Raw genomic sequence first — 6,619 nt, forward strand, 5'->3', positions numbered from 1 at the left:
TGCGCGCGCGCCGCGCCGCGAGCAGCTCGCCTACCTCGGCGCGGCCGACTCGCCGACCCCGTCCCTCCGCCAGCAGCCCTCGTCTTCCCCCTGCTCGTCGGCGTCGCGCTGCTCGCCTCGGGCGCGACCGCCCTGCTCCGCGCCGCCGGTCCTCATGGCGTCCGGAGGCGCCTCGAGGAGTCCCGCGCCCTCACCGCGGCCCTCGGCGGAGGCCCTGGCGCGCGCGGATGCAGCGCTCCCGGTGTCCTTCCAGCCTGCCTGCGGGTCGTCGTCGGCGCCCTCCTCCTCCTGGCCGCCGGCCCGGCCTACACCGCGGCCGCCCTCGTCGCCGCAGCCCTCTGCGCACTCGCCCTCGCGCACGCCGTCCGCCGCTTCGCCCAGGACTCGGAGGGCGACCCGCCCACCCCGGCCGCGGTCGCCGCCACGGCCGCGATGCTCGCCTTCGCCACCGTCGCCGCGGCCCAGGGGATCCTCGGATTCACGGGCGTCCCGGCGCATGTCCGGGAGTTCGACCAGCAGGACCTGAGCTGGGCGGCCGCCCTCGTCGGAGTGGTCGCCGCGTGCGGCCTCCTGCAGCTGGCGGGACGCGCAGCGGAACCGGTGGCCGCACCGGCGGCGGGCGTCAGGCGGCGCGGCTGATGCTCGGAGCTCCGACGCTCGATGCGCCCCCGCACCTCGTCCTCGACGGCAGCGCGGTGCGGCTCGCGCCCGCCCGCGGGTCCGTCGCTGTGATCACCTTCTGGATGCAGTTCCACAACTCCGGCACCGCCGCCCTGCACGATCTCGCCCTGTTCTGCGGCTCCTTCACCGACGGCTCGGGCGTCGAGCTCGACTACGACGAGGCCCCGGTCACCGTCGTCGGCCGGCCCGAGCGGGTCGCCCCAGGCGCGGGATTCGTGGCCGTCGCGCACTACACGATCGCGCCGCTGCGGGCACCGCGGACGCTCCGCCACTCCATCGTGCTGCGGGGCCGCACGAGCGACGACCGGCCGTTCACCGACGTCGCCGCGCTCGAGGTCCACGTCGATCCGAGGCGCACTCCCGAGGTCAGGTTCCGTCCCCCGATGGCGGGATCCGACACCTTGCGGTGGAGGTGAGCGACGATGCGATCGCATGAAGACTTCTCACCACCGGGCCGGATCGGCCAGGGTAGAGGGATCGCGTCGTACGGAGGACGCGCCAGAGGAAAGGACTCCGCCGTGAGGGGAATCGCAGAAGGCAGCCGACCGATCGTCGATCGCGGGGTGTCCCGCCGGGACACCGCGGCGGCCGCGTGGCTGGCCCAGAGCGGCGTCGACGTCCGCGCGAACGGCGCGTTCCGCATCGTGGCCGACACCCTCTGCAGCGACGGCGTCGACGTGCTCCGGATCTGGCACTCGCCGGCCCGCCTGCACCGCACTTCCGCCATCGGCCCGGGCGTCCGCCTGATCATCCCGCTCGAGGGCGCGATCGTGATCCAGCCGGACGATCCGGCGGCGCTCGAGGTCCGCGTCGCGCCGGGTGCCATCGCCTTCCTCCACTGCGACTCCCCGTTCACGATCGTGACCGACACCCCGAGCGCCCGCACCGAGATCGCCCTCGACCGCCCGCTGCTGGGCCTGGTCGACTCGGCCGACCGTGGCGCCGTCGTCACCGAGGCCGACGCGGCCAGCCGCGGCATCCTGCTCTCGACCGTCAACGCGACCTTCGGCTCCACCCTCGACGCCGACTCCCCCGCCTTCCCTCTGGTGCGGGCCGCCGTCGAGCAGCTGGCGGGCGCTGTGCTGGCGACCTCGCTGCCGCGCGAGAGCAGCGAGGACGTCTACACGCGCGCCCTCGCCCTGATCGCCGCGATGTCCACCGACCCCCGCCTCTCGGTCCAGGAGATCTGCGAGCGCCTCGGCGTCCCGAAGCGGACGCTGCAGCGCACCTTCGCGCGGAACGGCACCACCGTGTTCGACGAGATCCGCCGCGCACGCCTCACGACCGCGCGCGCCCTCCTCGGCGGGAGCGACTCCCCGCCCTCGCCCGAGCACGTGCTGAGCAGCTACGTCCGCTCGCAGCGCCTGCGCCGCGACCTGCTCCACCTCGAGACGGTGCCCGCCTCGAAGCTGGGCTGACGCCGGGGCCGCAGCTCTCTCCGCGTCGACAGCCCCGTGGGCGAGGGAGGTCACCGCGCGGGAGCACGCCTCCGGTCCGGACGCTCCAGCTCGGTCGCACCGTCTCCGCAGCCGCCCCGCGCTCAGCCCGGGTACGGCACCGACGCCGCCGGCCACCCCGAGGCCGCGAGCTCCGCGCGCAGACGGTGGTGGTGCTGCACTGCGCCGAGCGAGTCGGTGCGGAAGGCGATGGCGAGGGCCGCGTCTGCCCAGTAGGCGTCCCAGCCGGAGTAGCGCTCGAAGACGCGGTCGCCGACCGCGGCCAGCAGCTCCCAGGCGCGCGCCGCCGGGAGGTAGCCGGCGACGTAGGCGTAGCGGATCGCGCCGATCGTGCGCTCGGCGTCGCCCGCGAGCAGGAGGAGCGGCGGACGCCCGTCGACCGCCTGGGCGAGCTCGAGGAGGTGGAACTCGCTGCCGCCCGTGAGCGCGGCGACTCGGGAGCGCATCCGCTCGGCGTCGGCGGAGGCCGAGACCTCGGCGAAACGGGTCGAGAGCGGCCCGCGGGTGAGCACGTCGGCGACCAGCAGCTCGACGTCGTCGGCCGAGGCGATGCGGAAGTCGCGGTCGAGCGCGACCCGGTGCTCGACGAGCGGATGCAGCGGCAGCTGCTGCCAGGGCGCCCCCTTCGCTCCGTCGGCGTAGCGGCGCCGCAGCTCCTCCGGGAGCTCGGCCCACGAGGGCTGGAACGCGAGGGAGGAGTTCCAGCCGGCGAACGAGAAGTCGCTGACCGCGTCGAGCGCGAGCAGCTGCTGCTGGCGGAGGGACGGGGTCGGCGAGTCGGCCGCGCCGAGGTAGGCGAGCTGCTCGCGGCGCGGCGCGCGCGCATCCCACTGCTGGAAGCCGACCGTGGCGGCGAGCAGCCCGAAGGCCAGAGCGAACGCGAACGCCGTGAACGCGACGACGCTCTCGCCGCCGCCGAGCGCGAGCCCCCATGCGAAGCCGACCAGGCCCACCGGAGCCGCGAAGGCCGTCACCAGGAGGGCGCGGCGTCCGGCGCCCTGCCCGCGCCGGTGCGCATCGGCCGCCCGCGCGTAGCGCAGCCGGGGTCGGACGGGGAACTCGACGTCTCCGGGATGGTTCTGCAGCGGCACGGTCGCAGCCTAGGGGCGCGGGTCCCGTCGATGTGTGCTTGCCTGGTCGCATGACTCTCGCCGAAGCACTCCTCGAGCGGGCCGACCTGCAGAAGCGGATCGAGGCCCTCCAGTCGCGGATCGTCGCGAACGCCTCCTACCAGGAGGGAGAGGAGCCGACCGAGGACCCGGCCGAGCTGCTCGCCGATTGCACGCGCGCACTGGGCGAGCTCGAGCGGCTGGTCACGGCGATCAACCTCACCAACGCGACGGCCACCACTCCCACCGGAGAGGTGCTGACCGCGGCGCTCGCCCGGCGCGAGGCCCTGCGCGCCCGGCACAGCCTCCTGACCCGCGCGGCCGACGCGGCCGCCGGCGAGCGCGGCTACCGCCAGCTCCGGAGCGAGCTGCGCCGCCTGCCCGCGCTGCCGGTGCGGGAGCTGCGCGAGCAGGCCGACGCCGTGGCGCGCGAGCTGCGCGGGCTCGACGCCGACGTCCAGAGGACGAACTGGGGGGTCGAGCTGCAGAGCTGACACGAGACGCGGTGAGTCGGTAGGCGCACCGGAGCGAGCACGCACCGTCGGGCCGGCGGTTCATCCGGCCCTCTGTCACGCGGTGGGCAGCGTCCCGGCTCCGGCCGTCACTCACAGCCCAGCACCGAGGACCGGTGACCGCGCAGACAGGACACCTCATCACCATGTGCTGGCCGGTGCGCCGAGGGCGGGTTCGGGGACCTCACCGCGTCTCGGGCGCACGCGGACGCACGTAGGGTCGGGCCGGGATCTTCTCGAACGGGCGCGTTGACGCACGCCGGGCTCGGGGCTGCGGCTCCTCGAACGGGCACGCGGACGCCTGCCGGGTCCGGGCCGGCGTCCGGCCGACCGCGCCCGCCCCGTAGCTCAGTACTCGATGCGCCCGCGCCGGTCGTGGAACTCGCCCGTCGGCCCGTCGGAGCCGAGCAGGGCGAGCGCGACGGTCGCGTCCGTGCCCTCGGTGACGGTCTGGTGCCCGCCGTGTCCGTTGAAGTCGGTCGCGGTGTAGCCGGGGTCGCTCGCGTTGATCCGCATCGCCGGCAGGTTCTTCGCGTACTGCACGGTGAGCGCGACGACCGCCGCCTTCGATGCCGCGTAGGGGATCGCGGTGACGGGGAACTCGTCGTGGCCCTCGGTGCTCAGCCAGCGCGGCCAGCCGACTCCGGACGCCACGTTCACGACGACCGGGGCCGCGGAGGCCTGCAGCAGCGGGAGCGCGGCCTGTGTGACGCGGACGATGCCGACGACGTTCGTCTCGAGGACGCCCGCCATCGCCTCCGGGGTGAGGTCGTCGACGCCGAACGAGGTGCCCAGCACTCCGGCGTTGTTGACGAGCACGTCGAGCCCGGGCAGGGAGGCGATCGCGGAGTCGACGCTCGCCTGATCGGTGACGTCGAGGCGGACGGGGTGGGCGCCGAGCGCGCGGGCGGCGTCGCCGTCGGCGGTGTCGCGCATGCCGGCGTAGACGGTGTGGCCCGCCTCGAGGAGTCGGCGGGCGGTCTCGAGGCCGAGGGAGCGGTTCGCTCCGGTGATGAGTGTCGTGGTCATGCGCCCATCCTGCGCGGGTGGTCGGGCCTCGACCAGGCCGCGCTCGACGGGGGGACCGGCAGTACCTGGCTCGGCGACGGCGGGCGGAGGAGGATGGGCGGCATGGAGGAGTTCGCCACGGTGCTGCGCTCGTGGCGCGACCGCATCCGTCCCGCCGACGTCGGCCTGCCCGCGGGCTCGGGCCGCCGCGCCACGGGCCTGCGCCGCGAGGAGCTGGCGGCGCTCTCGGGCGTGAGCGTCGACTACCTCGTGCGGCTCGAGCAGGGACGCGCACGGAACCCGTCGCCGTCGATGCTCCGCTCTCTCGCGGTGGCGCTCCGGCTCACGGACAGCGAGCGCGACCACCTCTACCGGGTCGCCGGCGCCGCCGTCCCCTCGCCGGGCGTCGTGCCGCAGCACGTGAGCCCGGGCGTGCAGCGGATCGTCGACCGCCTGGGCGACGTGCCGCTCGCGGTGTTCACGGCGGCCCACGACATCCTGCTGTGGAACCCGCTCTGGGCCGCCCTCAACGGCGACCCCTCGGTGTTCACCGGGCTGGAGCGGAACCTCGTCTGGCGGCACTTCACCTCGGGCCACGCGGGCACCGAGTTCGACGCGCAGCACGAGGAGGACTTCGCGAGCGACCTCGCGGCCGACCTGCGCGCGGCGACCGGGCGCTACCCGCGCGATCCGGCGCTCGCCGCCCTCGTCGCCCGGCTGCGCGAGGAGTCGCCCGACTTCGAGCGGCGCTGGGCGGAGGCGCGCATCGCCGAGCACCGCGCGAGCCGGAAGACGGTGACGCGGACGCCCGTCGGACCGATCACGATCGACTGCGACGTGCTCACGGCTCCGGGCACCGACCTGCGGATCGTCGTCTACACGGTGGCGCCGGGCAGCGAGGATGAGGCGCGGCTCGACCTGCTGCGGGTGACGGGGCTGCAGGCGCTGAGCACGGCGCCGGCGTGAAGCGGACGGGACCGAACAGTGGCGGTGGAGGCGTCGGTCGCTGCGGGCAGCAGTGCGGCGCCGCCCGCCTCCCCGCTCAGGACGCGCAGTACGCGGTGATGAACGCGTAGAGCTCGCCCTTCTGCTCGGGGGTCGCGGCGACGACGACGGTGCCCTGCCGGCCCGCGGTCTCGACGGTGACCGGCAGGCGCGTGCCGACCTTGTCCTCGGCGAGCGCGTGGGTGTCGCAGCGGGTGGGGACGGCGTCCAGGACCACGGAGTCGAGGGTCCCGGCGGGCACGGAGCGGTCGAGGGTCCAGGCGTCGGCGGCGTCGGGCGGCTGCAGCAGGATCGTGGCGTCGACGCTGCGGAGCACGAGGGGGGTGCCCCGGACGTCGGCGGTGATCGTGAGGCGCGCCGGCTCGTGCGCGGCGCCTCCGGACGTGTCGATCCGCAGGGCGAGGTCGGCGTCGACGCTGCGGGCGAAGCATCCGGACCGGGCGAGAGCGTCGACGAACGAGAACGGGTCGTCGGCGGGGTACGCGTGCTCGCCGTGGCCGTCGATGGCGAGGACGACCTCGAGCGCGGTGGGCGCCTCCGCGGCAGGGCAGGCGGGCTCGGGCACGTCGACGCGGAGGTCTCGCGAGGTCCCGTCGGGGACGCCCGTGCCGCCGGTCCAGGTGAGCGGGGCGGTGAGGCGCGGGTCGGTGAGGCGGGCCGCGGTGACCTCGATCGGGGCGCCGCTGCCGTTGTGGACCTCGAAGACCATGGTGCCGCCGGCGATGTCGGAGCGGTTCTGCTGGACAGAGACGGTGACCCCGGGAGCCGGGGCTCCGCGGCGCGCGGGCGCTCGGGGTGCCGGGCTGGCGCTCGGGGTGCCGGGCTGGCGGGTCTTCGCGCCCAGTGT

7 protein-coding genes and 1 pseudogene are annotated in these 6,619 nt (G+C 75.3%); 5 read left to right on the top strand and 3 right to left on the bottom strand.

Annotated elements, in window-relative coordinates:
* From C5C99_RS17270 to C5C99_RS16435, 3 genes and pseudogenes are all read left to right on the top strand, one after another.
* Nucleotides 1-639: pseudogene (locus C5C99_RS17270) on the top strand (hypothetical protein); the annotation flags it as partial.
* A complete protein-coding gene (locus C5C99_RS16430) occupies nt 639-1,097 on the top strand; it encodes a hypothetical protein (RefSeq protein ID WP_104282897.1) in 459 nt (152 codons plus the stop codon). The pseudogene C5C99_RS17270 and the gene C5C99_RS16430, both read left to right, overlap by 1 nt.
* Before the next feature lie 147 nt (nt 1,098-1,244).
* Nucleotides 1,245-2,099, top strand: a complete 855-nt coding sequence (locus tag C5C99_RS16435) for a helix-turn-helix domain-containing protein (RefSeq protein ID WP_146084671.1) — start codon at nt 1,245-1,247, stop codon at nt 2,097-2,099.
* A 122-nt stretch (nt 2,100-2,221) separates the two neighbouring features.
* Here the strand turns inward: C5C99_RS16435 and C5C99_RS16440 are convergent, their stop codons facing one another.
* Nucleotides 2,222-3,229, bottom strand: coding sequence for a DUF1266 domain-containing protein (locus C5C99_RS16440; protein WP_104224022.1), 1,008 nt, complete (start codon nt 3,227-3,229; stop codon nt 2,222-2,224).
* A 50-nt stretch (nt 3,230-3,279) separates the two neighbouring features.
* On the opposite strand from C5C99_RS16440, the gene C5C99_RS16445 reads away from it, so the two are divergent.
* Nucleotides 3,280-3,741 carry a DIP1984 family protein gene (locus C5C99_RS16445; RefSeq protein WP_104224023.1) on the top strand — a complete coding sequence of 154 codons (462 nt, stop codon included), beginning with the start codon at nt 3,280-3,282 and terminating at the stop codon, nt 3,739-3,741.
* Between the two features lie 366 nt (nt 3,742-4,107).
* On the opposite strand, the gene C5C99_RS16450 is transcribed toward C5C99_RS16445, so the two are convergent.
* The gene (locus C5C99_RS16450; protein ID WP_104232897.1) at nt 4,108-4,788 is read right to left on the bottom strand and encodes an SDR family NAD(P)-dependent oxidoreductase; all 681 of its coding nucleotides are present in this window, start codon (nt 4,786-4,788) and stop codon (nt 4,108-4,110) included.
* Between the two features lie 102 nt (nt 4,789-4,890).
* Here C5C99_RS16450 and C5C99_RS16455 point away from each other — a divergent pair, with 102 nt between their 5' ends.
* The gene (locus C5C99_RS16455; protein WP_104340426.1) at nt 4,891-5,733 is read left to right on the top strand and encodes a helix-turn-helix transcriptional regulator; all 843 of its coding nucleotides are present in this window, start codon (nt 4,891-4,893) and stop codon (nt 5,731-5,733) included.
* Between the two features lie 76 nt (nt 5,734-5,809).
* Here the strand turns inward: C5C99_RS16455 and C5C99_RS17275 are convergent.
* Nucleotides 5,810-6,619 (bottom strand): hypothetical protein (locus C5C99_RS17275; protein ID WP_104340427.1); only part of this gene is annotated, 810 nt, incomplete at its 5' end.

Source organism: Rathayibacter sp. AY1C4, assembly GCF_002932195.1.
Classification (GTDB): domain Bacteria; phylum Actinomycetota; class Actinomycetes; order Actinomycetales; family Microbacteriaceae; genus Rathayibacter.

Bases quoted from the DNA above. Each gene is read 5' to 3' on its own strand.
- C5C99_RS16455 (WP_104340426.1), top strand. From the start codon at position 4,891: ATGGAGGAGTTCGCCACGGTGCTGCGCTCGTGGCGCGACCGCATCCGT.
- C5C99_RS16430 (WP_104282897.1), top strand. From the start codon at position 639: ATGCTCGGAGCTCCGACGCTCGATGCGCCCCCGCACCTCGTCCTCGAC.
- C5C99_RS16445 (WP_104224023.1), top strand. From the start codon at position 3,280: ATGACTCTCGCCGAAGCACTCCTCGAGCGGGCCGACCTGCAGAAGCGG.
- C5C99_RS16450 (WP_104232897.1), bottom strand. From the start codon at position 4,788: ATGACCACGACACTCATCACCGGAGCGAACCGCTCCCTCGGCCTCGAG.